At 42.9% G+C, this 24,172-nt stretch carries 23 protein-coding genes; 14 read left to right on the forward strand and 9 right to left on the reverse strand.

Annotation, left to right across the window (positions count from 1 at the left end):
• Positions 1-34: 34 nt before the first annotated feature.
• The 9 genes from atpD to AB9H30_RS17085 all read left to right on the forward strand — a co-directional run bounded on the left by atpD (position 35) and on the right by AB9H30_RS17085 (position 6,891).
• Positions 35-1,498, forward strand: a complete 1,464-nt coding sequence (gene atpD / locus AB9H30_RS17045; protein WP_371195932.1) for a F0F1 ATP synthase subunit beta — start codon at positions 35-37, stop codon at positions 1,496-1,498.
• Entirely contained in the window at positions 1,488-1,937 is a 450-nt protein-coding gene (locus AB9H30_RS17050; RefSeq protein WP_371195933.1) for a F0F1 ATP synthase subunit epsilon, read from the forward strand. The genes atpD and AB9H30_RS17050 overlap by 11 nt, the downstream gene beginning before the upstream one ends.
• Positions 1,938-2,018: 81 nt before the next feature.
• Positions 2,019-2,330 (forward strand): AtpZ/AtpI family protein, encoded by a 312-nt coding sequence (locus AB9H30_RS17055; RefSeq protein ID WP_371195934.1) that lies wholly within the window; start codon positions 2,019-2,021, stop codon positions 2,328-2,330.
• Positions 2,323-2,625, forward strand: coding sequence for an ATP synthase subunit I (locus AB9H30_RS17060; protein ID WP_371195935.1), 303 nt, complete (start codon positions 2,323-2,325; stop codon positions 2,623-2,625). The genes AB9H30_RS17055 and AB9H30_RS17060 overlap by 8 nt, the downstream gene beginning before the upstream one ends.
• The gene (locus AB9H30_RS17065) at positions 2,615-3,286 is read left to right on the forward strand and encodes a F0F1 ATP synthase subunit A (protein ID WP_371195936.1); all 672 of its coding nucleotides are present in this window, start codon (positions 2,615-2,617) and stop codon (positions 3,284-3,286) included. The genes AB9H30_RS17060 and AB9H30_RS17065 overlap by 11 nt, the downstream gene beginning before the upstream one ends.
• 86 nt (positions 3,287-3,372) lie before the next feature.
• Positions 3,373-3,663: a F0F1 ATP synthase subunit C gene (locus tag AB9H30_RS17070; RefSeq protein ID WP_371195937.1), complete on the forward strand. Its 291-nt coding sequence runs from the start codon at positions 3,373-3,375 to the stop codon at positions 3,661-3,663.
• Between the two features lie 2 nt (positions 3,664-3,665).
• Complete coding sequence (locus AB9H30_RS17075; RefSeq protein ID WP_371195938.1) at positions 3,666-4,469, forward strand: hypothetical protein; 804 nt, start codon at positions 3,666-3,668, stop codon at positions 4,467-4,469.
• Complete coding sequence (locus tag AB9H30_RS17080) at positions 4,453-5,928, forward strand: alternate F1F0 ATPase, F1 subunit alpha (protein ID WP_371195939.1); 1,476 nt, start codon at positions 4,453-4,455, stop codon at positions 5,926-5,928. The genes AB9H30_RS17075 and AB9H30_RS17080 overlap by 17 nt, the downstream gene beginning before the upstream one ends.
• Positions 5,929-6,012: 84 nt before the next feature.
• The gene (locus AB9H30_RS17085; protein ID WP_371195940.1) at positions 6,013-6,891 is read left to right on the forward strand and encodes a F0F1 ATP synthase subunit gamma; all 879 of its coding nucleotides are present in this window, start codon (positions 6,013-6,015) and stop codon (positions 6,889-6,891) included.
• A 479-nt stretch (positions 6,892-7,370) separates the two neighbouring features.
• Here AB9H30_RS17085 and AB9H30_RS17090 read toward each other — a convergent pair whose 3' ends face one another.
• From AB9H30_RS17090 to AB9H30_RS17100, 3 genes are all read right to left on the reverse strand, one after another.
• Complete coding sequence (locus tag AB9H30_RS17090) at positions 7,371-8,840, reverse strand: DUF3336 domain-containing protein (RefSeq protein WP_371195941.1); 1,470 nt, start codon at positions 8,838-8,840, stop codon at positions 7,371-7,373.
• A gap of 339 nt (positions 8,841-9,179) precedes the next feature.
• The gene (locus AB9H30_RS17095; RefSeq protein WP_371195942.1) at positions 9,180-11,786 is read right to left on the reverse strand and encodes an EAL domain-containing protein; all 2,607 of its coding nucleotides are present in this window, start codon (positions 11,784-11,786) and stop codon (positions 9,180-9,182) included.
• Positions 11,787-12,464: 678 nt separating this feature from the next.
• Complete coding sequence (locus tag AB9H30_RS17100) at positions 12,465-13,877, reverse strand: hypothetical protein (protein WP_371195943.1); 1,413 nt, start codon at positions 13,875-13,877, stop codon at positions 12,465-12,467.
• 488 nt (positions 13,878-14,365) lie between these two features.
• Between AB9H30_RS17100 and AB9H30_RS17105 the strand changes: the two genes are divergently transcribed.
• Together AB9H30_RS17105 and AB9H30_RS17110 are read left to right on the forward strand one after the other, a co-directional pair.
• A complete protein-coding gene (locus tag AB9H30_RS17105; RefSeq protein ID WP_371195944.1) occupies positions 14,366-15,202 on the forward strand; it encodes a hypothetical protein in 837 nt (278 codons plus the stop codon).
• A 21-nt stretch (positions 15,203-15,223) separates the two neighbouring features.
• Entirely contained in the window at positions 15,224-15,739 is a 516-nt protein-coding gene (locus AB9H30_RS17110; RefSeq protein WP_371195945.1) for a hypothetical protein, read from the forward strand.
• A 475-nt stretch (positions 15,740-16,214) separates the two neighbouring features.
• Here the strand turns inward: AB9H30_RS17110 and AB9H30_RS17115 are convergent, their stop codons facing one another.
• Entirely contained in the window at positions 16,215-16,547 is a 333-nt protein-coding gene (locus tag AB9H30_RS17115) for a DUF5615 family PIN-like protein (protein WP_371195946.1), read from the reverse strand.
• A complete protein-coding gene (locus tag AB9H30_RS17120; protein ID WP_371195947.1) occupies positions 16,544-16,768 on the reverse strand; it encodes a DUF433 domain-containing protein in 225 nt (74 codons plus the stop codon). The genes AB9H30_RS17115 and AB9H30_RS17120 overlap by 4 nt, the downstream gene beginning before the upstream one ends.
• A gap of 154 nt (positions 16,769-16,922) precedes the next feature.
• On the opposite strand from AB9H30_RS17120, the gene AB9H30_RS17125 reads away from it, so the two are divergent.
• A complete protein-coding gene (locus AB9H30_RS17125) occupies positions 16,923-17,546 on the forward strand; it encodes a tyrosine-type recombinase/integrase (RefSeq protein WP_371195948.1) in 624 nt (207 codons plus the stop codon).
• A 1,670-nt stretch (positions 17,547-19,216) separates the two neighbouring features.
• On the opposite strand, the gene secF is transcribed toward AB9H30_RS17125, so the two are convergent.
• The 3 genes from secF to AB9H30_RS17140 all read right to left on the reverse strand — a co-directional run bounded on the left by secF (position 19,217) and on the right by AB9H30_RS17140 (position 22,437).
• Positions 19,217-20,113 (reverse strand): protein translocase subunit SecF, encoded by an 897-nt coding sequence (secF, locus tag AB9H30_RS17130; protein WP_371195949.1) that lies wholly within the window; start codon positions 20,111-20,113, stop codon positions 19,217-19,219.
• Positions 20,110-21,924 carry a protein translocase subunit SecD gene (gene secD, locus AB9H30_RS17135; protein ID WP_371195950.1) on the reverse strand — a complete coding sequence of 605 codons (1,815 nt, stop codon included), beginning with the start codon at positions 21,922-21,924 and terminating at the stop codon, positions 20,110-20,112. The genes secF and secD overlap by 4 nt, the downstream gene beginning before the upstream one ends.
• Before the next feature lie 123 nt (positions 21,925-22,047).
• Complete coding sequence (locus AB9H30_RS17140) at positions 22,048-22,437, reverse strand: hypothetical protein (RefSeq protein WP_371195951.1); 390 nt, start codon at positions 22,435-22,437, stop codon at positions 22,048-22,050.
• A gap of 367 nt (positions 22,438-22,804) precedes the next feature.
• Between AB9H30_RS17140 and AB9H30_RS17145 the strand changes: the two genes are divergently transcribed.
• Both AB9H30_RS17145 and AB9H30_RS17150 read left to right on the forward strand, forming a co-directional pair.
• Positions 22,805-22,999, forward strand: coding sequence for a type II toxin-antitoxin system VapB family antitoxin (locus tag AB9H30_RS17145; protein ID WP_371195952.1), 195 nt, complete (start codon positions 22,805-22,807; stop codon positions 22,997-22,999).
• Positions 22,996-23,397: a PIN domain nuclease gene (locus AB9H30_RS17150; RefSeq protein ID WP_371195953.1), complete on the forward strand. Its 402-nt coding sequence runs from the start codon at positions 22,996-22,998 to the stop codon at positions 23,395-23,397. The genes AB9H30_RS17145 and AB9H30_RS17150 overlap by 4 nt, the downstream gene beginning before the upstream one ends.
• A 188-nt stretch (positions 23,398-23,585) precedes the next feature.
• Here AB9H30_RS17150 and AB9H30_RS17155 read toward each other — a convergent pair whose 3' ends face one another.
• Positions 23,586-24,143: a TetR/AcrR family transcriptional regulator gene (locus tag AB9H30_RS17155; protein WP_371195954.1), complete on the reverse strand. Its 558-nt coding sequence runs from the start codon at positions 24,141-24,143 to the stop codon at positions 23,586-23,588.
• Positions 24,144-24,172: the final 29 nt, after the last annotated feature.

Raw genomic sequence — 24,172 nt, forward strand, 5'->3', positions numbered from 1 at the left:
AATCGCCGATCAGTGCCAGTTACAAAGTGAGACAATGAATAAACCGAGTAATACTACTTCCCAAAATCCTCAACCTGATATTGATGTAATAACAGTCGCACAAGGTGAGGTTATTGCCGTGCGCGGCAGTGTAGTGGATGTCATGTTCACCGGTAAGCTGCCTGCAGTTCGAAATTTACTCAAATTAGAAAAGAGCGATGATGGCAATGCCGCTATATTGCTTGAGGTACAAACGCAGTTAGATGCAAAGCGAGTAAGGGCGATTGCTTTAACACCAACGGCCGGCCTTAGCAGAGGAGCGGCTATTCAGGATACTGGCGGCCCACTTACAGCACCAGTTGGTCCCGAAATTTTGTCTCGCATGTTTGATGTGTTTGGCAATGCGATAGACCAGTTGCCGCAGCCTAAAAATGTTGAATGGCGCTCAGTGCATAACGTTCCGCCGCTGTTGTCTTCACGCTCTACAAAAACAGAAGTGTTTAGCACTGGCATTAAAGTCATCGACTTATTGGTGCCATTAGAGCGAGGCGGAAAAACAGGGCTTTTTGGCGGTGCAGGTGTGGGTAAAACAGTCCTGTTAACGGAAATGATCCACAACATGATAGGTCATCACAATGGCGTAAGTATATTTTGTGGGATTGGCGAAAGGTGTCGCGAAGGAGAAGAGTTACATCGGGAAATGAAAGAGGCCGGAGTGCTTAAGGACATGGTAATGCTGTTTGGGCAAATGAACGAATTACCCGGTAGCCGATTTAGGGTAGGGCATGCGGCATTGACCATGGCAGAGTATTTTCGAGACGACGAACAACGCGACGTACTTCTATTAGTAGACAACATTTTTCGTTTCATTCAGGCTGGCTCTGAAGTTTCTGGTTTGATGGGCCAGATGCCATCTAGACTTGGGTATCAACCCACATTAAGCACAGAGCTTGCGCAGCTAGAAGAGCGAATTGCAAACACCGAGGCAGGCGCTATTACCTCGATACAAGCGGTATATGTGCCTGCTGATGACTTTACCGATCCGGCTGCAGTGCATACTTTTTCGCATTTATCGGCATCGATTGCACTGTCGCGAAAGCGCGCTAGCGAAGGACTTTTTCCAGCAGTTGATCCACTGCAATCACATTCAAAAATGTTAACGCCCAGTATTGTTGGCGAGCGTCATTACCACTTAGCGCAATTGGCTCGTCAAACATTAGCTAAATATGAAGACTTAAAAGACATCATCGCTATGTTGGGCTTAGAACAGCTATCTCAAAACGACCGTAAAGTGGTGTCACGAGCTAGACAATTAGAGCGATTTTTAACCCAGCCGTTTTTTACCACCGGACAATTTAGTGGCATGCAGGGCGCAACGGTTAGCCTTGAGGATACCCTAGACGGTTGCGAACGCATTCTAAACGATGAGTTCAGCACCTATTCAGAAAGTGCTCTTTATATGATTGGGCGCGTAGATGAGGCAAACAAGACTAAAGAGCAGCCGACCAATGCTGAATAGCGCTGATACTAAAGTCATATCAAACTCAGAAAAAGAAACCCTTCAACTGATGCAACTGCAGATACTCTTGCCCTCAAAAATATTTGCAAACTATGAGGGCATAAAAAGTGTTGTTATTGAGACGCCAGATGGCGCTTTTGGCCTGCTACCAAATCGCAGAGACTTTGTTGCGAGCCTCGAGCCTGGCATTTTAACTTTTACACTACAGAATCAAGCAGCTAGGTACCTAGCGGTTGACGAAGGCATCGCAATAAAAGAAGGTCACAAGATATATGTGTCGGTTCGAAATGCACATGCAGGCAGCGATTTACTGCAATTAAAACAATTAGTACAAAGCGAATTTATGTCGCTAAGTGAGCAAGATAGAGAGCTCAAGGCGGTATTAGCTCGTTTGGAAAGCGGCTTTATGCGCGGTTTTAAATCACTGAAGTCTCGGTGAATTTACACAGGGTTTGCATTGAAGGTTATAGCTCTGTTTTGCAATCGTCATAGTGTCAACATTTTGATAGTTGAGTAAAGCATGAAATCAAAGAATGACAGTCGTTTTGTTAACAATGTTCAGAGCAAAGCAACTCGTAAGCTCAAGGCATTAAATCATCCTGGCCGCTCTGTTTGGATGGGTCTTGGCACTATGGGGATAGTAGGTTGGTCTGTGGCTGTGCCTACTTTACTCTGCTTGTTTTTGGGATTATGGCTCGATAAACACTATCAAATGGGATTTAGCTGGACGCTCAACTTGCTCATTGTTGGCATTCTGCTGGGCTGCTTTAGCGCGTGGCATTGGGTGTCAAAAGAAGCAACAGATCTAAATAAGGAAAATCACGATGACTAAAATGCTGATACTTTCGCTACTTTTTGGCGCAGCATTAGGTGCTGTGTTTTTTCTTGGCCTTTGGTGGAGCGTGCATAGAGGCCTAAACTCGAAAAATCCAGCCGTATGGTTTTTTATTAGCTTTTTTGTTCGCGTATCCATGGCGTTGGCAGGCTTTTACTGGATAGCGACATCAGGACAATGGCAGCAAATGATGCTTGCATTATTTGGTTTTGCATTAACTAGATTTATATTAACTCGTTGGCTTTTGAGTGATACAGATTCGCCGGCAAAGAGTTCAAAGCATGCATCTTAGTAGCGATGAGGTGGTTTTTTGGCAGTGGGCTTTCGTCAATCTCAACCTAACGATTGTGACGACGTGGGGCGTGATGTTGTTGATGAGCTTTGGCGCATGGCTAATTACTAGACACCTAGACAGCGGTCTGCATACCTCACGTTGGCAAAATGTGCTGGAAATTATAGTGTTAGGGGCTAAATCACAAATACAGGAGGTGGGACTCAAACAGGCGCTTAGGTATCTACCGTTTATTGCAACCCTATTTTTGTTCATATTAATCTCAAATTTGTTAGGTGTGTTACCTTGGTATGAGCCACCAACAGGGTCGTTGTCTACCACGATTGCCTTGGCCCTATGTGTGTTTGTTGCGGTGCCTTTTTTTGGCATTCGTAAACGGGGTTTACGTGCGTACCTTGGCTCCTACATCAAGCCGACACCGATCATGCTTCCGTTTAACATCATTAGCGAAATTTCTCGCACCCTGGCTTTAGCGATTCGTTTGTTCGGCAACATCATGAGTGGCGCAATGATTTTGGCGATTTTACTGATGGTTACCCCGTTTATTTTTCCAATATTAATGAATGTACTGCATCTGCTTACCGGTGTGGTGCAAGCTTATATCTTCAGCATTTTGGCCACCGTTTATATTGCTGCCGCGACGACAGGAGAGGCGGCATAAGCACGTGCTTTAATTCTGGTATACCGACTTTACTTAACTATTTACTTAACTGTTTACTCAACTAATGTGTTTTACAAGGAAACGATATGGACAGCATGACTTTAATCGCAATTACGTCAATTATCACTGCCGGCTTAACCATCGCCATCGGCGGTATTGGGCCGGCACTGGGAGAGGGGAAGTCGGTGGCTAATGCCTTAACAGCGCTAGCGCAGCAACCGGATGCATCTTCTACCATTACCCGTACCCTTTTTGTTGGTTTGGCGATGATTGAGTCGGTGGCGATTTATTGTTTTGTAGTCGCTATGATCTTGATTTTTGCTAATCCATTTTGGAATTACGCCATTGCCCAAAGCGCAGTGCTCGTAGGAGGCTAATTGTGCTATTCGATTGGTTTACGGTGTTTGCCCAAATCGCTAACTTTCTGATTTTAATGTGGTTGCTAAAGCGTTTTTTGTATAAGCCTGTGCTCAACACAATTGATGCTAGGGAGCAACGTATCGCCAAATTGTTGTCTGAAACGGAGCAAAGTCAGCAGCAAATGCAAGAGCAGCAAGCTGAATTGAGCGCTAAAAATGTTGCGTTTGCAGCGGAGCGTGAAGTATTGCTAGAAAGTGCTAAAACAGAGGCTGAACAGCTTAAACAGCAGCTACTGAAACACGCGGCGAATGATGTATCTGAACAGCGCACAAAGTGGATCAGCGCGTTAAAAAAAGAGCAAAGCAAGCTTGGCACCGATATTAATCAGCGCACTCAGCAAGCGGTATTTGACGTTGCGCGTAAAGCCCTAAAAGATTTATCTGGTGAAGAGCTACAAACACAAATTATCCATGTGTTCACACAACAGCTAGCGCAAATGACTGAGCCGCAGCGTCAGCAGTTTTTGAGCGATAAGCAAAGCGAACTGTTGCTTCGCAGCGCTTCGCCATTAAGTGAACAAAACAAACAATTACTCCAACAAACAATTGAAACTGAGTTATCTGCGGCGCTGACTATTCAATTTGAACTTGCGCCTGAATTATTAAGCGGTATTGAAATGATTGGCAGCGGTCATAAGCTCAGTTGGAACATAGATGATTATTTAAGCAAGCTAGAAGGCAGTATTTCTGAGATTGTCAGCCATACCGTAAAGCGGCATCAAGCGCTAAACAGTGAAGGAGCAAAACATGCCGTCATCAAGTGAAAGCGCAGGTAACGAAGTTGACATATCGATTGATCAGGCGGTAGAGCACGCATTAGGCTCAGTGCGCAGCGGCACCCATGCTTATGAAGCCAAACTTGATAGTAGCGAAGTGGGCCGTGTTAAAAGTGTGGCGACGGGTGTGGCTAAGGTTACCGGTTTACCAGCGGTGGGTTTTGAGGAGCTAGTTGCTTTTCCTAATGGCCTCTTTGGTATTGCATTTGACCTGAACCCTGAGGAAGTAAGCGTAGTATTACTGGGTAACTATTGGGATTTACAGACAGGCGATGAAGCAAAGCGCACGGGCCGTGTCATGGATGTGCCGGTGGGAGAGGAATTAATTGGTCGAGTCATTAATCCTCTTGGTGAAGCAATGGATGATAAAGGCCCCATAAACTGCGCCGAGCGAATGCCCATTGAGCGAGCCGCTGCTGCCATCATGGATAGAACACCCGTGAGTGAACCGCTGCAAACTGGCATTAAAGTGGTTGATGCCATGGTGCCCATTGGACGCGGTCAAAGGGAGTTGATTTTAGGTGATCGTCAAACGGGTAAAACCACGATTGCCATCGATACGATAATCAATCAACGCGATCAAAATGTGCAGTGCATTTATTGCGCCATTGGTCAGCGTGCTTCGGCAGTGGCTAAAGTGATAGCTGAACTAGAAGCACATGGCGCGATGGCATACACCACGGTGGTGGTAACCGAAGGTAACGATCCGCCTGGGCTAACGTATATTGCGCCCTATGCTGCCACGAGTATTGCTGAATACTTTATGTATCAGGGCAAAGATGTATTGATTGTGTACGACGATTTAACCAATCATGCGCGGGCCTACCGCGAAATATCTCTGTTGCTGCGCCGTCCACCAGGTCGTGAGGCCTTTCCGGGAGATATTTTTTATATTCATTCACGCTTATTAGAGCGCGCCACTCATTTAAGTGACGCTTTAGGAGGCGGCTCATTAACCGCGCTACCGATTATCGAGACAGAAGCGCAGAACATGGCGGCCTACATTCCGACTAATTTGATTTCGATTACCGACGGACAGGTTTATTTATCGCCAAAACTTTTTGAATTAGGCGTTTTACCTGCGGTTGATGTGGGGCGCTCAGTCTCGCGCGTGGGCGGAAAAGCCCAACGTAAAGATTATCGAAAGGTGGCGGGTAAGTTAAAGCTAGCCTATGCCCAGTTTGAAGAGCTTGAGAGCTTTGCGCGTTTTGGCACGCGGCTCGATACCACCACACAGGCGCAGCTTGAGCATGGAAAACGTATTCGAGCCTGTTTGCAACAGGGCGAACATGCGCCGGTGCCAATTGATGCACAAATTGCTTTATTACAGGCTTTAGGTGATGGCAAGTTTGATCAGGTTCCGCTAGCCGACATGGGTCTTGCAGAACAATCGCTTTACAGCGCGCTAAATGCCGACACAGTCGATGCACGTGGTGCAGAACGCTGATGCAACCACCATGCAAGGTGAAAATGCTAGCCATGTTCAAACACATGCTAACTATGCAAGCATCCCTTATCTGCGAGGCGACTTATGACCGATAGCCTAGAATCCTTACGAAACCGTGTAGACGGTGCAAACGACCTACAGGCTGTGGTGCGCACAATGAAGGCGATGTCGGCGTCAAATATTACGCAATATGAAAATGCCGTGCTGGCTTTAAATAACTACTACGAAACGGTTCAACAGGGCTTTTCAGCCTGCTTAAAGGATGTGGGCCTGGCTCCACTTTTTTTTGAAAAAAGCGGCGCAAAAAAGACCGCAGTAGTCATTGTATTTGGTTCTGACCAAGGCTTAGTAGGGCGCTTTAATGACAGTCTTGCCGAATATGTGAGTGAGCAGCTTTCGAGTATTAGCGCAGCGCAAAAAGTTTGGGTAGTAGGAGAGCGAATGTACGATCGCTTGCAGGATAAGGGCTTGGATTTAGAGGCCTGCTTGAGTGTGCCGAGCTCGGTAGAGGGGGTTAGCCCGCTTATTCGCGACTTACTTATCGCAACGGAGCAGTTGTGGGATGCCGATTTACAAAGCCCTTTGTATTTGTTTCATCAAAAACCCAGTGAACAGGCGGGTCAATATGAACCATTTACGCGCTCAGTGTTGCCCATGGATTTATCGTGGCAGAAGACCCTGCAGGCACAAAAATGGCACGGGCCGAGCCTGCCAGAGACTTTGGGAACCAGTGCTTTAACCCTGCGGGCACTAATTCGCGAGTATTTATTTGTGTCGCTCTACCAAAGCGCCGCTGAATCTTTGGCAAGTGAGAACGCCAGCCGCTTAATTGCCATGCAAAGAGCTGAAAAAAACATAGAAGAAATGCTTACGAATTTGCAACATGAGTATCATCACCAGCGTCAAGAGTCGATTGATGCTGAACTGTTTGATGTGGTCGCGGGATATAGCTCTGATGATTAAATTAGAATATTTAATTGGATTACAAACAATCATATTTTGAAGGCCTACAATTTTGGAGCTAGGGGCGAGAAGCCATTGAGCAAATTCTAACTCTAATGCTACCTGCTAAAGATAATCTCATGATTATGGTGTGTGGCATCTTAGGCCGTTCATTGAGACTTAACGAAACTTTCACGGCAACTAAGGTGAGTCGAGCAGAAGATAGCCAATGAGTGTTTAGTGCCATTTACCGACATTGAATCACCTCTTTTCTCAATATGACCCACGTCATTCCGCTGAAGAGCGGAATCTTCCAAACCCAATAGTAAATTTAAAATATCCTCGGCCAAAACCAAGGGGTAACTGATTTAAAAACAACAGGTTAAGTGTTGATGTAAGGCGCCAAAGCCGAAATTGCCGGCATAAAACGTGATGGTTATTTTAACTTAATTTCCTTAGGAAAAGTCGGGTGTTAACCTCGCTTTAGTGCTTAGTTTTACTCAACGGCGCTTTTTATATAAACGTTTAATATTATGATCGCTATGATGATCGAGTATTTGATCTAGTTTATGTCCAATTTTAGAACATGTTCTTATTTGCTCCAATTTTGGCCAAGTTGACCGTTCACCTTCAATAATCAATTCTTTAATTTCAGCAGAAGTGAGTTGCCCAAGAAGCTTTTGAGGGTCCACAAAACTAAAACTGGGAGCGATATTTATATCGCCTTTGTATTCTTGAGCCATCACCGAATAAAATATTTTCATCGTTTTACCTGCATCTGGGATTTTACGAAGATAGCGCCGGCTGAAGTTCTCACCACTTTTTAACATTTCATGGGTAGATACTCGCAACACCTTTTTCACCCCGTTGGTAACTGGCATGTACTGCTCGCCTTTCATCATAGCGAGTGAGAGGGGATTAGCCTGACTAACAATGTAATGATTTACGCCGTAGAGTCTGGCGAGTCTTTTCGCCGGCAAATCGTCTGTAACTGCACCGTCTACCCAACGCCGTTCAGGTAAATACGGCTGCGCCTCACCATATACATTTTTGGCCATCAACATCACCGGTGGATAAACGCCAGGCACCGCACAGGAGGCCATTACCGCTGTTCGCACAAAAACATTGGGGGATGTTACCGCATTCATTAACCTTGAGGTTTGGTGCTCTTCAAAGGGCGCAATGGTGATGCTAATCATTCGCCCTGTCTTTTCGTACGCTTCCTGAAATGTGATATTGGGAATAAGTTCCTCTAACAATATTTCTAAGGATGCCGGGTCAACTTGTTTGCGGATAAGTCTTTTAGGACGATTGTCAATCTTCTCTTGTAATGGGTCTAGCGCCTTGTCGCTCAACAATACCGTGGGCAACTCGTCGTCAGTGTAGGTTCCAAGAATAGCGGCCGAAACTGCACCAGCGCTCGAACCAGATATCACGGTTGGTAAAAGGTCGTGTTCAAATAAGGTTTTAATTACGCCTCGGTGAAAATGCCCTAGAGAGCCTGCACCACTTAACATTAAAGCTGAACGCCCAAAACAGTGACTAGCACGTTCAAAAAAATCGATTTTGTCTTCTTTGGTAATTCCATCCGACTCGGGAATGGTGGATATGTGTTCAAGCGCATCAACTATTTCATCAACGTACTCTTCGATTAAATGTTTGGTGCCAAATTTCGCTCGTTCGTACAGAATTGACTTACCCATACCACCTTGATTGCCGTGGATCCCCTCATTAAGCGCAAACAATAGACCAATGTCATCCTGTTTACGTCTGAGTTCTCTAATTGCTGAGATTCTGTTGCGAATATTGACGTAATCATAGCTTTTCGATTCTTCTTTATGTTTCCACGCGTCGAAACCTGACTTTACGTCATGCTCAAGTGCAGCTTCTTTCCATTCAGCAAAACTATTGGCATTGCGCATTTTGCGCTCTAAGCGGGTAAGAGAATAACGAGAGGAGATAGAGAGCATAAACTTGGGCTTCCGGAAAAAAAGATTACGATATATAGGATACTTAAAAAAAAGCGAAGAACCATCACGTTTACTGATACAAACTTACAAGCAAAACAGAGGTGGGGCTAATTGTGCATCATACCTCTACTTTTAAGCGCTACTATGTCATTGTTACTTTTAGTATACGCTAGCAGCAAAAATCTGAAGCGTGGGGTAATCTAAAGCCTAATTTAGATAGGACTCTGTGCGCGTCTTCGCCTTCTGGCGTAATTCTCAAAAATGCGAAAACATTAGGGCTTGAATTGCGAAAAACGAAAAGTCTTTAGCAGTCGTTTTTAAGTTTTCAAATACTTGCCCTTATACTTGCCAAGAATCGTCGGCCTTCCAGTTAGCTATCCAGTCTGGGATATCATTTGCTAACATTGGTTTTGCGATCCCATACCCTTGCGCCAACTCACAACCCAATTTTAATAATGCCAAACCGTGCGCGCTTGTTTCTACTCCCTCCGCGATCACTTCACGTTGAAATGCTCTTGCCAAACCCACTACGCCTTCAACTATTGCTAAATCGTCGGTGTCTTCTAACATGTCACGCACAAAACTTTGATCAATTTTAATTAAGTGTGCCGGCAGTCGCTTAAGGTAGGTTAATGATGAATAACCCGTGCCAAAGTCATCTAATGCGAATAACACTCCAAGCTTGTGGCATGCACTCATGGTTGCAGACACTTGACCGATGTCGTGTAAAGCACTGGTTTCGAGTATTTCTAACTCTAAACTGCTTGGGCTTACATCAGGGTGAGCAGCCAATAAGGTCGCCAAGCGATTCGTAAAGTTGTCTTGTTGTATTTGGTAGGCGCTAATATTAACACTTGTGGGTAAACTAACCCCCATGCTCTGCCAGTTTGCAATTTGGCTCAACGCTGTATCTATGACCCATTCTCCTAGCTCCAAACTAATCGAATGGCCCTCTATCACAGGCAAAAACTCTAGCGGTGGCACTAAAGTACCGCTTGGATGCTGCCAACGAATTAAGGCCTCTGTACCAATTACTTCACCGGTGCGCATATTCACTTTGGGTTGATAATGCAGTACAAACTCATCTCGCTCTAAGGCTGTGCGAATATTCTCAATGCTTTTATGCTGAGTATTAATCGCCTTATTTTGCGCGGTATCAAATAAATGGTAACGGTTTTTACCCGCTTGCTTGGCCATATACATAGCTTGGTCGGCATGACGAATAAGTTGCTCGGCATCTGCACTGTCTTGCGGGTACCGTGTAACACCGATACTGGCTGAAACCTGCATTGAAGCTTCTTTGACGACAACCGGATCTGCAGCGGCTTTCAGTAAGCGCTCAAACACAAATTCACTTTCATCAAATTCATCCAAATCGACCATTATGGCTATAAATTCATCACCGCCAATACGTGCCAATGTATCGCCTTTGCGTAGGGCTCGTTTCATGCGTTTTGATACTGCAATGAGCAAATCGTCTCCTACGCTATGGCCGTAAGAATCATTCACTATCTTAAAGCCATCTAGATCCATAAACGCAACAGCTAGCGAGCGTTTGTTTATTTTACAGTGCTCTATGGCTTGGTTTAAGCGTTCTGCTAACAAAACTCGATTGGGTAAATTAGTCAATAAATCGTAATGGGCAATACGTTCTAGTTGTTTTAAATTTGCTTTGTTTGCGGTTATATCAGTTGACAACGAAACATAGTGCTCGGTATCACCTGCCGCATTTTTTACCGCGCTAATAGTGAGCATCTCGGGATAAACCTCACCATTTTTTCGACGGTTCCATATCTCGCCATGCCAGTGACCTTTCTTAAGTATTGTCTGCCACATTTTAGTAAAAAATTCTGGCGACTCTTTTCCAGATTGCAGCATACTTGGATTTTGTCCCAGCACCTCTTCAGGACTATATCCGGTAACGCGACAGAAACTGTCGTTAACTTCAATGATTTTAGCTGAGGCATCGGTGATCATAATGCCTTCATTGGCATGTGTGAACACACTGGCTGCGCGGGTCAGTTTCTCTTCGGCTCGTTTTTTTTCAATGGCAATACTGGCCAAACTAGCCGTTTGTTCAATCAGCGTCAGATCTGTTTGTGTTGGAGAGTGTTTGTCGTGGTGGTAGATAGCAAATGTACCAAGTACCACGCCTTCTGAAGAGCGTATAGGTTGCGACCAGCAAGAGCCTATGTTTGCTTCTTTTGCGAGTTCTGTATAAGCCGCCCAATATGGGTGTGTTTGAATATCTTCTACGATAACCCGCTCATTAATGAACGCGGCGGTTCCACATGAGCCTATCTCAGGCCCAATTTTGACTCCGTCAATCGCTTCGTTATAAAAATCAGGAAGACTCGATGCTGTGCCAAGCGACAAGGTTTTACCCGCTTCGTCTAGCAATAAAATGCTGCATAGCATAGCTGGGTTCTCGTGCTCCACCCCGCTAACAATGGCATTTAGTATCGCTTTCAATGGTTCGCCGCTGGTAATTTTTTCTAGTACTTGGGAGCGCGACTTTTCACGCATTTCAGTGTATTTACGTTGGGTGATATCATGTACAACCCCCACTAAAAAGCGTTTGCCTGTGGGGTCTATAAATCGATTCTTCTTTGTCAGAATCATTTTAGTTTGCATGTCAGCCGTGGTAAGTGACTCTTCGCTTATGCTTTCTATACCGTCTTCAAGGACCTGTATATCATTAGCCATAAAATGCGCCATTTCACTTGGCTCAACGTGCGTCGCAAGGGTTTGGCCAATGATTTCGCTTCTGGGTAAGCCAAACATAGTACAAAAAGCGTTATTGACTAGCAGAAGTCTAAGCTTGTCATCCTTGATAAATAACGGGTCTCCAGCATTATCGAAAATCGCACTTAGAAACCTTTCTATACTATGCTTACTATCATCAAATTGACTAGACGAGTTTTCGTCTTTGTTGGGATCAGCCATGACTTTATAAGGCTCCTGCTCAAATATAATACCGTTTGTCGCTTCTAAGTTATCGGCTTTAAGGTAATTGACTTAAGCGTAATTATCTTTCCTAAAAACCGGTTAAGCGCTAAGTGAATAAAGCAAGCATACGTGCGCTATGGAACGTTGGTATGTTTAATTACTATACAGTAATAGCGCTCATTACTCTTGCAATAAATTGAGCTTATACCCGCAAAATCGAAGTCGCGTTGAACGCTAAAGTCTTCGCCGTAATGCTTATCGGGTGTCGCTCGTAGCGGCGGCAATTGTTATGCTTGATTTAATAACGGGTAATATAAGAAATTTAGCGCTATTTAACCTGGCGATCGACAGTAAGTTAAGAGTTTGCGATCATGTCTCTGTGAGGCTGCGCGACATTGCCCATGGACTAAGTCTGCAATCCAAACCGATGGCAGTTCAACAAAAGGCCGGGTAACCGATACTGTTTGAAATTACGAAAAACACACGTGGATCTGTCTCTCAGTTAATCCAACACTACCAATTGAAGTTAAGTGATCATTTGTTAAAATCGAGAGTGAAAGCATGTGATCATTTATCAACTCGACAACATAGCCGGATTGTTGACCGTTGGGTCGAATCGATATTCACCTATATGCCATGCATCTTTTAATTGGAGAATAGATACAGTGGGGCATATTATCGATGAGCAAGCTTATAAAGATTCGCATAGACCTTTTGCACAGGCTCTGAGGTGCAGCCTTCTCTTAAATGCCGAATAATCTCTTCATCTTCTCGCATAACCGCGTATGCCATATTGCTGGCATTTGGCGATTTACCCGACATAACAGATCCAAAAATATCCATTAATCCTTTGGCGTTAGATGCCCCGTAGTATTGGTCATATTTTTCAGCATAGGCGCGTTCAACATAGGTGACGTTATCTGAGACTTCTGTATTGCTGCCGATTTCGTTGCCATAGCCATCAGATGTGGTAGTGGTGGTTACATATTGAAAGGGCACTGGGTCTTCAATATAAAGGCGGCAAGAACTTGAATAATGACTGAGATATCGATAATAAAACGATTTGAAGAGCACTCTACCAATTATGACTTTAGGCTCATCAACTTGCAGCGCTTCAATGATTTTTGTATAGCTTTCTAAGGTGTCATATTTTAAGCCGCTTGGGCTGCTGTAGTTTATGGTTTGGCCTGTTTCAAGAGACCAGCGTGAGTCTATCGAGGCGTAAATATCGCAATTTTCTGCACAATTATATTCATCCGGCATGGGCTCTAAGCTGTAGTTGATTTTTTTCAAATCAGGGCAGTGTTGCATTAGCTTGGACGTGAAATTACCGCTTACCCATTCGTAGTTCGCTAAGCTAGGTGTGCTGTTGCCATTATCAGCACTGGGGAATACTGATAATGTCACCGATACTTCATCAACGCACAGCCCTGCGTAGTCAGCTCCTATGTTGTACTCAATGGGTTGAACTCGAATGCCAGTTTGATGTGATCGAAACGATACGGATACTGAGCCTGATGCGCTAATAGAAGGGTTATAAGCTTGCAATTGCCAGTTGTTATCTGATCTTAACGATGCCTGCCATCCCTGAATATTATCTCTGAGGTTATCACCAATCGTTTTCACGGTAATATTTTGCATGTCGGGGCATTGGTATTCTATCTCCTCACGGACGATAGTAAGCGGAGCCTGATAGGGAAAATCGGCAATAGCTGAGCTTGCTTCAAATCGCTGTAACTCTGTTGTGTCAATTTGAGTTAAACCCACATGAATTGTACCTGCGGGTGCGCATTCGCCCCTAAAAAAAAGGGTAGGCTTTACAATGATACTCAATTGTCTGATTAGCTCGGGATCGCTGACAACTTTAGGGTCCCAAGCTGTCATCGTAGGCGTGAGTATGATATTAATCATGCCTTCGTCACCTAATGGCGCTGCATAAAGCGTGTACCCATCGTTGTCTATTTGATAAGGCACAGGTGTTATAGCGTCAGAAAAACGCATACGCTCATTTGCCTTCAGTAAAGGTGCGATAAGTGATAATGACAATAGCGCTAAGACGCAGGTAAAAGAGAGGATGGTCGAATGCATATAGTCCTCACAGGTAATTATCTGAAAAGTTAGATTATGCGCATTAAACATTAAAGGCAAACAGTAAAAAATTTAAAGTTAGGAGCATAAGGTTAATTAACACTATCGAGTAGCCTGCAGCCTCAAGTGGCGGTACCCTGGTATTGTTGTCGGTGATAGGTGAGCTATGTTTGTCTGAAACTCTTTAAAGTCACGCTCAACATATTTAGGTAGGTAATTACCGTGCTCTGCATTCAAGCACTAGTAATAGCGAAAACTTACACAACAATAAATGCTAAGCGTTAGGTAGCTAATTTAAGTGTCAAGTATCACAAATTTTTTTAAAACGTTATCAAATCGTGATGTTTAAAACTACAAGTCCATATATCGTTGTGACCTGTTTTAGTCACTGAATTACTTTTATGCCTATCAAAATGGTATTCATTGCTCTGCTGCTCTCTTACTCAGCAAAGTCCTTTTCCTTCGAGTTAGACCTTAGGTCTATTCGAGTGACACTGTCCAAACCTGATACTAGTCATTCTTTAACCTTAAATGACAGTAATGGACTCAAACAAAAAAGCGTTTTCAACTTAAGACCGGTGAACAACGAACGCCTCGGCGTATTTGTTGATATTAATGACATTGAGATAGGCTACGCGCTTGACGTTTTTGACAACGAGCTTGAGACAAAAACTCAAAATTTTTTGGTTTCTTACCGAAAATGGAAGCACTCAAGAATTACCTTCAACTATCAAACCTTAGAGGGCCTACAAATAGACGCTGAAAACCTATCGGGTACCGGCTTTGACAGGCAATTTTCCCAGTTTACGAAGTCTACCAAGATAGAGCTTTTTGGATTACATAATTTATACACATTTGGTGAGGCTGAATCGCTGTTTGAGCATTTCTTTTTAAATCGTCCGCGGCTCAGCCAAAACTTTGATTGGTCGTTGAGTATTTTAGGTGGCTGGTCGTTAAAACATCTATCGTTAGAAAACGATGAATCTATCATTTTTCAGCCTGAATATTTAAGCCAACAGCTAACGCCAGTCACTGAACTTAACTCCTTCTCAGCCTCGTTAAATATAGGCCCATTTTTATCGGTGAATTTACCTAACAATTTTAATTTTTTTGCAGAATATAGAGTTGGCGAAGGATACATCCGAAATCTCAGTGGCAACAAAGGCTTAAAGCAATCGGGTGATGACAAACAACAGGCCGCTGGCGCTGGTTTCTCCTGGACATCTAGCAACCAAAAGACATTAGTATTAATAAGAGCCTGGCAACAAAAAGGTCGGCATATTGATACGTCTTTTGGGGATATATCAGTTGTGAGATTTTTTTAGAAACAAAGCTGAAAGCGGGCTTTGGCATTTTTAGAGGCTGATAAACCATGTATTGAACTTTGTGCTGACTTATTGGTAGATTTTTTCCATGCGTCGCAAGTTTGGGGAACCCCTCTGAAAGTATCAATGTACCAAGAGATGGAACGCCTAGGGTTGCCCAGTAATGAGACTACTCGGGGGCATGTGAGCGATTTTTATGTCCAGATGAGTGGTTATGATATTGTGACCTTAACACCCCCTAAATATCGAGAAACTGTGCGAGGTTATTTTTCACCTGATGCCGCCCGTTTAATGTGGAATAAGTGCCATAAATTAGTTGGCGGTACCCTAGAAATACAAAAACGTGATTGCGTAGAAAAATTAGCCGAATTCGATACTGCAAGCATGCTAGAGGGAATTAGAAATGCACCAGGAATAAACGAACAATTACGCTATTGGATTGGGCAGAATGCTTTTGCCTTTGATCAATATATTCGACTTTATCCAATTGCTAAAAAAGCGGTTTCAGCAGTTGAAGAAGACTTGGTTAGTCAGTAACAAAGAACATATGGTTAATGGAAGGACAATTATAATATGGGTATAAACGCAACACTTTTGGGGCAGATGGTGGCTTTATTTGATTGTTTCAATGTTAAAGCAACAAAAGCCAAATGCATAAGATGAGCTCTCAGCCTTCAATCACCTTTGCAAGTGGCAAGCCTGATCGCGGTGAGTAATGTTAAACTGGCTCGGGAGTTTCGAGAACAAGTATTAGTGCAGCTTAATAATAAATGAGCGTCATCAATACACTCTAAGAGTAAAAGGCAAAATAATACGGTTATTTGCATTTTAAGGTTGGAAAAGGCTTATTTTTTCTACATTCAAAATGAATGGAGATGGTTGGATTTAGGCAATTCGTATTACTTCTTTGTGCCATTACATGACTTTCGTATGCTTAGTTTTGATGGTCGGCTCTACTTCCATTGCGGACGGTCGGCAAGCATGATAATAGGCACAATGATTGGAGCTGGAATTAGTAAATTTCTATACACCAAACGTCACCGGTTGCTAGCGCATTTTCTATCACCGTTTTGTTTTGAAGTAGTTTTTCAAGAATGATTCTCTTGGGCTGATTTCCACACCTTAACCATATGATCAAAGGTGGCCCACCTAGAATAAGGCTGTATTCATTAAAGTCTGCATCAAGGATAACTATGCTGTATCCATTTGCTTTGGCATAGTTCCATATAGCTTTGTCATCGGATTGTCCCATATCAAGCAAACTAACTTGATTGCTATCAGGAAAGTGCTCTTCGAGTTGCTTTACAAGACGATGCGAAAGGTTTTGGTCTAAAAGTAATTTCATGCAGCAACGGTGACTACATGGTGCTCCCGATGGGCAGCATACGCCAAGCAAGCCTTGATATTCTCAAGTGTGAGTTCAGGGTAGTCTTCAACTATCTCTTGGGGCGACATGCCGGTTGCAAGCCAACCCAATACATCGTAAACAGTAATACGTGTATTTTTAATACAAGCTTTTCCACTTCTTTTGCCTGCCACAACTTCGATATGCTCTTGATATACCATTTATAGAACCTCATTCTGATCGCGATAAACGTCTACTTCAAACATTATAGCTTATCATTTGTTGTGTTTGTTACTTTTAGTCTCAAAATTAGTAATTGAGTGGAATGATTATTGCGTCTGTTCAGCTCAAACTACCGAGCAGAGGCAAACAAATATGTACGCATTAACTGTTGTTAAAAAGAAAGAACCTTGGAACAAAAATAAGTTAGTAGGCCAAAAGAGACCACTCACACTGCAGCAAATATGGGCGATCAGAATCAGACTTGAACTTGCCAACAATCCTCGCAATTTGGCCATGTTTAATTTGGGTATAGACAGCAAGTTACGTGGGTCTGATTTACTTTCACTGAAAGTGCGAGATGTTGCTTATGGTAAGCCTGTTCAATCAAGGGCCATGGTTATTCAAAAGAAGACACAGCGCCCAGTGCAGTTTGAAATCACCAAAAATACTAGGGAGTCACTTGAGAACCTTATCGCAGAGCACCAATTTAGTAGTGAAGATTTTCTTTTCAAATCCCGAGTATCAACAACTGACCACTTAACCACACGGCAATATAGCCGAATAGTGGATGAATGGATAACGTCAATTGGTTTAGATCCAACTCAATACGGCACTCATACAATTCGAAGAACCAAACCATCGTTGATTTATAAAAAGACTAAAAACTTACGAGCCTGCCAGTTATTGCTAGGGCATTCAAAGATTGAGAGCACAGTAAGGTATCTTGGGGTTGAAGTGGATGATGCGCTGGAATTGTCTGAAAATATTGATATCTAAGTATGCTGAGGCTGAGCGTTCACCGTTATTTTAGTTCGTTATACAAAGTCGGCGTTATACAACTTGTATAACGCCGACTTTGTTGACGCCTTGGCTACTGGTAAACTTCCATTGCGGGCTGTCGAGAAAAGCACAATCTAGTCAATTAAACTTATATGAGAAGCCTTTTATTAACGTTTTAAAACCTCCCTCTGAACCCCAGTATGTTAAGTACTTGGTAAGTGGCCAGTCAAATCAAAGTTAACTTATCTTGTTTGAATCTTCTACTTTATATTTGATAGCTAAAGCAATAATACCTACCTGCAAAATTGAAGTGAAAAGTAACCCGACAATAGACTGTATCTCTGAATACTTTTCGGTGTAAATATATAGAGATATATTTCCTATGGCAAAAGCAGCCCATACATAGATTGAGACACCTTCGAATGTTTTAGTTTTAAAAAGGTGAACTAACTGAATAATTGTTGCAGCCGGAAAAATAATAGCGGGAACATACCCGAAAAGCTCAATAAAACCCAGAATATTTTCCTATTTATGTTTCGTTCTCGTTCTAGGCGGATGACATTTAAAAAAGACTTCAAGCTTATTGCATTTGCCATGCCAAAACGGGCTTAGAGTGCAGCCACTAAGTCTTATTAACGTTAGCTTCTAGCCAACTCGCTATTTGATATGCTACTTCATTTATTGAGGCAACATCATGAATTATAAAATCTGCGTTATTCTTAACTTGCTTCACAGTAGCTATATAGATTTGTCTCATATGGTCTTCGTATTTACCCAAATAATTTTTTATAGTGAGCACTACATCGTCCGACGCACAGGTCAGATGTCGTTTTATTATCCTTGCAAGGCATATGTCTAAGGGAGTATCTAAAACAACGACGCAGTCAATCAATGGGCTAATAGAATTGCGCTCTCTGCCAAACGGTTCTTCAACAAAGATGTAAGGTACATCGCTATTTGAGATTAGTTTCACTAATTGACTAACGAATTTTGGTGTTTGAATCTTTGAGACATCGCATCCGCGGTCAAACCATGATTTCATATCTCTAGGATATGAATTTTTATCAATGTAATCATCAAAAATCAAATATGGGCAATTAAAATTACTAGCGAGTTTTTCAGTAATTGCTGTTTTACCTGCTCCCGATGCACCGCTAATCGCTACGACTGTTGTTTTAATAACTTTTCACTCTTCAGTAATGATAACTTTCCGAAACCCTTCATTATCATATGGGTTATCAGTTTTTTGAAAACATCAAAAACATCGAATCTAATAATTTCAAAATATATAAAAAATACTTTGATGATGAATCTCACGGAACAGTAGCACTTCAAAGTTGGTATTATGGTTTTAAAGCATTGCTGCAAAATGAGTGACACTATCGTAAGACATCGCCAAATAAAGAGCCTTTGACATTATCGCGATTCCCTAAATAAAGGGTTATTTAATTTCATTTTTTGCGCAATGACCCTTCAGGTTGCTGTCTCCTCGACTTCCATAACGGACGTTCAACATGAAATCTCAATCAAGTTAAACCCCATTTGAGATTGATGTAACTCGATTGTTTCATATTGAGTAATGGACGATTTTAAAGTACCAGCGGCGCAATAAAACAGTATCCCAACCAATACTGCTAATTGGGATACTTGTTAAGCCCATGCCGACCCTACTGATGTTGCTCTAAAACCTCCTTTTGGCGCTGATAATAGTAAGCATCTAAGCCGAAAATAGTTGGCAACGTAGCGCTTAGGGTAATAGACGATAATGACCCCACCACCACGCCAATAAATAGCGCAATAGAAAAGCCAGCCAAAGGTTTACCCGCCAATATCCAAATGGCACTTATTGTCACCAGCGTAGTGCCTGAGGTAATAAGTGTGCGCGTAAATGTCGATTTTACCGCTAGGTTTATGGTGTCGTTTAAGGACGTATGTTGTCGCATATTAAGCAGTTCGCGGATACGATCGCCAATAACAATGGAGTCGTTTAAGGAATACCCTATAATGGCTAAAATAGCCGCCATTACCGCTAAGTCAAAAGACAAACCTAGCCAAGCAAAGATCCCAAGCACAATTAACACGTCGTGCACCAAAGCGCACAGTGCCCCTAAGGCAAGACGCCACTCAAAACGCATAGACACATATAGTAAAATCGCAATTGCCGCCACCAACAAGGCTAAACCGCCTTGCTCTAGCAAGTTCGTACCTACCTGGCTGCCTATATATACCGAGTCGAGTAAATCAACATCTGTTTGTAGTCCGTGTGCCAATGTATTTAGCTGCTCTGCCCCCATTGCTTGGTCGGGTTTGTCTTGTAAACGCAAGGTCCAGCGTTGCTGGTTGTCGGCACTGTTAATTTTAGCATCTACAAATCCCATTGCCACTAAGTTTTGCTGCATGCTTTGCTGCGATATGGGCGCAGATGTTGTAAATTCAGTTAGGTAGCCACCAGTGAAATCGAGCCCTAAATTTAGCCCTTTTGCGAACAAACCAATAATTGCAAAACACACCACCAACGCGGCAAAATAACAGCCTTTGATTCTAAGTGAAGTAAGTGTACTCATTGTGCTATCTCCTTATGTTTAACAAGAACGCGAGCTGGCAATAATTGGGTGAGTAAGCGCGCCACAAATACCCCTGAAAATAAACTAGTAATAAGCCCTAAACATAGGGTCATGGCAAAACCGCGCACAGGTCCGTTGCCCATGCTCATTAATATTACGGCGCAAATCATGGTGGTTAGGTTAGCGTCTAAAATGGTGGTAAACGCGCGTTTATAGCCGGCTTCAATAGCGTGTAGGGCTTGCCTATTTTTATTCACCTCCTCTTTTATACGTTCAAATATCAGCACGTTAGTGTCTACTGCCATGCCTACGGTAAGCACTAAACCGGCTATACCGGGTAGGGTTAATACTATGCCCGGCAACCATGCCATTAAGCCCAGTAAACACACCAAATTAATCAGCAAAGACACATTCGCCAGCATGCCTAATGTGCGATACCACATTGCCATAAATAGCATGGTAAGGCTTACGCCAAGGGCTAAAGCGGCAAAACCGTTGGCAACGTTTTCTTCGCCTAAGGTAGGGTTAATAGTGCGCTGCTGAACAATGCTTAAAGGTGCATTAAGTGAACCGGCTCTAATCAGCGTGGCTAATTGCTGCGCGGCTTGTGGGCTGCTCATATTTGTAATGCTAAACCTATTACCTAACTGTGATAAAACGGTGGCCACGTTAATCACTTCACTTTGCTTATTTAGCTGTCCGGTTTTGTCTTTGCTGTACTGCGAAAACACCGTGACCATGGCATGCCCAATATTCGCTTTAGAAAAACGAGACATTTTGTCGCCGCCTTGCTGATCTAATATAAGGTTGACCAATGGCATCCCCATTTCGTCGGTACCCGCAGACGCACTTTTAATGTTGTTACCGCCAAACACACTAGGGGCTTGTACCGAAATAGCATTACCTTGTTGGTCGGTAAATACCTTTTGGGGTACCCCAGGGCTAGCCTTTGCGTAAATATCCAAAGTAGCCGTTGTGCCTATTATTTCTTTGGCTTGCTCGGGGTCTTTAATGCCAGGAAGCTCTATGCGAATATGATCTTTGCCCTGCCGCTGTATAGCCGCTTCAGTAATACCTAAAGACTCAATTCGCTTGCGCATAATTGACACCGACTGCTGCATTAAGGCTTGTCGGTAGGCGTCAATCTCAAGCTGCTGCCATTGCAGGGTATATATATTATTAGCGCTTTTGTCCACATTGAACTGTGTAAACTGCTTGCCTATAAAACTATTAAGCGCTGTCCAACTGCCTTGTGCACTTGCCCGCGGGCTAAGCTTTATTTTAATATCTTGATTGGTGTTGGTGGTAACCGAAATACCGCGTAAACGACTGTCTCGAATAAACTGGCTTATTTCATCGGCAGCACTTTGCGTGTGTTCAGCGCGTGCCACCTCGGTGTCTACATGCAAAACAAATAACACGCCGCCATACAAATCTAAGCCTAGTTTAATCGGGCTAAACCCCATGGCTTGCAGCCAATTAGGGCTGGCACTTACTTCGTCTATGCGAACGTTATAATTGCTGCCTAAGGTAGTAGCAAGCAGGCTTTTAACTTCGTTGGCTTTGGCCAGTTTATCCACTAACAATAGCTGCGAGCCTTGTGCATTGCTGCTAATAAGGCTGACTTCAAGTCCATGCTTAACTAGCAAGTTATTGAGGTCGGTGGCGCTAGGCACGATATGCTCTTTACTACGGCCTTGAATGTTTACAATATCTTGCTTGCCAAACAATGTGGGCAGTGCGCTAAGCGCAAGCATACACACCGTGAATAGCACAATAGTTAGCTGCCATATACTTATCTTCTTTTTCATTTTAAATCTCTTTTACATCGTTTATAGGCACAGCTAACAATGCGCTTGAAGCACGCAACAGCCAGCCCACAATACGGTTAACTAGGGGGTTAATTGGGTAAATACAGGTGATCTAAAAAGAGATTAAGCCGGTTGAATAAGCCCGGTATTGTATAAGAGGTTACTGTCGTGCCACCCGCAAACGCGATGTTTGCTAGGCGAGAAACTTGTTTTTGCGTACCAATCTTCCGTTGAGCCTGAATCTACCAGCTTTTTATAGAGCTTGGCTGACCAGTCTTCAGCAAGAAACTCGAACAACAAGGCATAGTCAGGATGCAATTGCTTAACATGCAAGAATGCATTCGCTGTGCTGCGAGGGGTTGATGGGAGTATTTCGCCGGTGTCGTCGTTACTGCTGGTATCTGCGCTCAGCACGTAATCAATTGAGTATTGTGGTGCTGACGATATTGGCTCATGGCTAAACTCTCCCATAAGAGAGACAATTATCACCAAGTACAAAAAGACAAAACGCACAGCATTACTCACAAGCTAAAACACAGGTATTAGTATGAGGCTTTGTGCGCAGTATTCAAGTGTTTTTAGGATTGTTGCGGTAATGGTTTGAACTCATACCGTAAAATGGTCGCTCACAATTTTGAACGCCCCCTTTCGCTCTCAACCCAGAGGAAAAGCAAAAGTTGACTTGCAGGTTCACTTCCTTTCCGGACAGTCAAGCAACGCTATTAAGGCTCCTCCCCTTCTGCGTTTGAGAAACTAGGCCGTCGATCTTAAGGCTGACTTAAATGATGGTAATACTTATGAACGCTCTTAATATGCTTGCGATGTTTTAACAATCTCATTAATATGTGTACGTATTAAATATTTATACACAAGGTGATGTATGCGCACTAATATTGTGATCGACGATGAGCTAATGTCTCAAGCGATAAAAGCAACTGGATTGGGAACTAAAAAAGATGTAGTTGAACAAGGCCTTAAACTTTTGGTTCAAAGGAAAAAACAACAATCAATCAGAGAATTAAGGGGTCAAATTACTTGGGAAGGCGACCTAGATGAAATGAGGAATAATGAGTGATTCTCGCTGACACGAGCGTTTGGATTGACTATCTAAACGGTCGAGTTACTCCGAAAACTGATTTTCTTGATGAATGTCTGAACGATGGAGTCCTTGCTATGGGAGACCTGATTTTTCTTGAAATACTTCAGGGGATCGTAAATGACAAGCAGTTTCAGGAAGTACATACTAGATTATCTTTGTTAGACCAATATTCGATGCTCAATACTGATTCGGTCGTGCGATACGCAAAAAATTATAGAAAATTGCGCAAAAAAGGAATTACGATTAGAAAGACAAACGACGTCATTATTGCTTCTTTCTGCATTCAAGCAAACATACCATTACTGTTCTCTGATAGAGACTTCAAACCATTTATAGAACATTTGGGCCTTATGCCAGCTTACCTAGACACATGAGCACTAAAACTGCTGCGAGGACTTAGGCAAGACATTCTTTGATTTACAGGTTCACTTCCATTGCAGACATTCAAGCCTGAGAAGAAAAAAATAGAGTATTTTATTGTTGATTTTGATCTAAATTGGGTGGAACGGACAGTTAGCTGCTGTTGCGGTTTCCGCTCATTTAGTCACGTCTGAACGCACAATTAAAATATACTAACCCCATTTTTAAATGAACCAAAAGCCAGCTCAGCGGCTTGCTTTGAGGTATATTCACCTGATTGTATAGCTTTATAGCCGGCCCATATCAAACCCTCAAAGTAACAAAATATCCATTCTACAGAATATGAGTTATTGAGCCGTCCTTGATCTAATGCAAGACTTATAAGCGACCGTAATTCATCATCTTGTTTCTTCATTCGGAACTGAAACTTCTTGCTATGCACCAACACGCTTTCAAATTTATTCAAAAACGTAAATTCCAAATAAAGAGGTAAAGTGTTTTGTAAAATGAGCCTAATTGCATCTAAAGAGTCTTGAGCTTGTTTTTCTAAGTGCTTGTTAACGTCATCAAAGCGGTCAAGGCAATATAATCCTATGGCCTCTTGCAAGGATTCCTTGTCATCAAACTGCCGATACACTGTTGCTCTGCCTACTTGAGCATCCTTGGCAATATCAACTAATGTTGATTCCTTATTTTGGATGAATAACTTCAATCCAGCTTGCATAATAGCTCGTCTTGAGCGAATTGCTCTAATATCCACTTGTGATACACCCTTGCATCATAACTGCA

It is taken from the genome of Glaciecola sp. SC05, from assembly GCF_041380235.1.
GTDB lineage: Bacteria > Pseudomonadota > Gammaproteobacteria > Enterobacterales > Alteromonadaceae > Glaciecola.